Source organism: Hydrocoleum sp. CS-953 (assembly GCF_002260545.1).
Taxonomy (GTDB): Bacteria; Cyanobacteriota; Cyanobacteriia; order Cyanobacteriales; family Microcoleaceae; genus Trichodesmium.
Window position 1 is genome coordinate 1 of the sequence record NZ_LGSU01000151.1, and the last position, 2,290, is coordinate 2,290.

The window sequence follows — 2,290 nt, forward strand, 5'->3', positions numbered from 1 at the left end:
AAACTTTATAGATCGACACATAAAAATATTTAGACAAAATAGCTAACAAAATGGAAATAGCAAAATAACTTTATAGCGTTTCTCAAGCTTTATGACGTACTATTGTTGTTTTGATTATTTTCTGCGCCCTTTTCCCAGTAAAAGTTTTCCATAAAAATTATAATTTTATCCCTAATACCAAATTCATACATAGATATAGCGTTTCTCAAGCATCGGAGGTACAGTTGTTTTTCTCCTACCCTACTACCCATGCCTCCATCTTCCCTACTCCCTACTCCCTAAAACAAAGGAATTTTGTACCTTACTCCTTATGGTAATTGCTCACTAAAATACTCTGCCAAACTATTAAGATATTTGCCCTCCTCCTAATAAGCTATTGTGCATTTATTTGCATTTATAACGACTTATTTTTTTGTGCATCATTCAAAGAACAACCCTGATTACTTTTGACTTGCTANATGCCTCCATCTTCCCTACTCCCTACTCCCTAAAACAAAGGAATTTTGTACCTTACTCCTTATGGTAATTGCTCACTAAAATACTCTGCCAAACTATTAAGATATTTGCCCTCCTCCTAATAAGCTATTGTGCATTTATTTGCATTTATAACGACTTATTTTTTTGTGCATCATTCAAAGAACAACCCTGATTACTTTTGACTTGCTAATACAGATTTTCAATGGGTATTAGCTTACATACTACCTACTATCTAGCAACATTGTATAAACTTGGTATAACTCCCGATAAAAATGAGTATATCTCTAGATTGTGATGATTTTTATTTCCAACCACTTCCTTTCATAACTAGACGAATAAATAACTGAAAATTAGAGGTTTATTTGACAACCTAAAATCCGCTTCCCTAAAATCTCAAATTTGCCCTTAGACAAGATTTGCAAAATTTAGGAAAAAACGCTATATACTTAGAAGTTCATTGAGCCTTAAACAATAAATAATCACGATGTCAGAAAATCAGCAAGAGATTTGCCCAGTGTGTCAAGTCAAAATCGTGGGTGGAGATAAGGTATTATTTTCTTCTGGACCACCTGCTACTAGAGCCAAGCTATGGGCTCGTGTCTGCCAATATGTCCAAAAAGATGGTTGTATAAATCAAGAACCAGATGCAGTTGGAAATGTGAAACCTGAAGATTACTATAACCCTGATATTTCCTAGTATCATTTCATATTTACTTCTAGCTCCTTTACTTCTTCGGAAATTAGGTCAAACTAACAAAAATTGTAATTTTAACATATCCATAGTAGGGATAAAGTATCTTATTGACAAAGCCCTAAGTTTTTTATAGGTTTAAGCAACCTTAACCTTTGACTTTTTGTTTTTGACTTCTGACTTCCATTTTGGTGCGAAAAAGTAGTAGTATTTTTGATTTTTGTTGCATAAGTTTGGTTATGATATTAGATGGCTTCAGAAAATAGATACTCAATATTGTTCTTAACATGATACCCTATATGATTTGTTAAATAGTGCTGATTTAATCATATAGTGAAATTAAATAATGAATCAGACTGTAGCGTTTATTGTAGGATGTATTTTAACAGGGGTCTTAATTGTCCTCTTACTTATGGGTTGGATTGTCTTTGGCAAGTCATCTCCTGATGAGCAGATGAAATTGCCAATACCGTCTCCTTCACCATCAGTAGCATTTTCTTTTCCTCCCAAAGTTTCTCCTTCTCCTCTAGTAACTCCCTTACCTCAGTCACTACCATTACCACCCCCACCTATTTCAGTTCCTTCTGTTCCTGACTTTAAGGATTATAAATTGGAACAACAAATTAGAAATCAATCTGAACAACAACGTTCAGCTTACGACCAACTGAAAACTCAACTACAACAACAATTACTTGATACACGACAGTTGAAAACTCAGTTAGAACAACAGTGGGCAGAAATACAACAACTCAGACTCCAACAAGATCAATTAAAGCTGGAAAATGACCGACTATTGGTTCAAGTCCAACAGCAAGAGCGTTTGATTTCTGGCTTAAGTTTACAGCAAGGTATAGATAGTTATAATAGAAGATCGTCAAGCAATTCTGTAAATTATTTAGAAAAAGGTTTATTATGGTTTATTGCTGGAATAATCTTAGCTATTTTACTTTTAGGTGGTGGGATTATTTTAATCGGGATGATTATTTTATTTGCCCAACCTCAACGCCGAGCTTCTTACAGTAATAAGACTACGACCCAAAATATTAATGTTCCTTGGGAGTACACAATTTATGAACAGGAGCCAACTAAATTTTTACCTCCTTATATTGATAGGAATAAACG

Annotated in this window: 2 protein-coding genes; both read left to right on the plus strand. The window is 34.0% G+C overall.

The annotated features are described in order from the left end of the window. Positions 1-961 precede the first annotated feature (961 nt). On the plus strand, positions 962-1,174 hold the full coding sequence (locus AFK68_RS01145; protein WP_094670970.1) for a hypothetical protein: 213 nt from the start codon (positions 962-964) through the stop codon (positions 1,172-1,174). Positions 1,175-1,514: 340 nt separating this feature from the next. Continuing rightward, the coding region (locus tag AFK68_RS01150) for a hypothetical protein (RefSeq protein WP_094670972.1) at positions 1,515-2,290 on the plus strand (776 nt) is incomplete at its 3' end.

Excerpts from the sequence above, each read along its gene's own strand:
- AFK68_RS01145 (WP_094670970.1), top strand. The coding sequence starts at position 962 with ATGTCAGAAAATCAGCAAGAGATTTGCCCAGTGTGTCAAGTCAAAATC.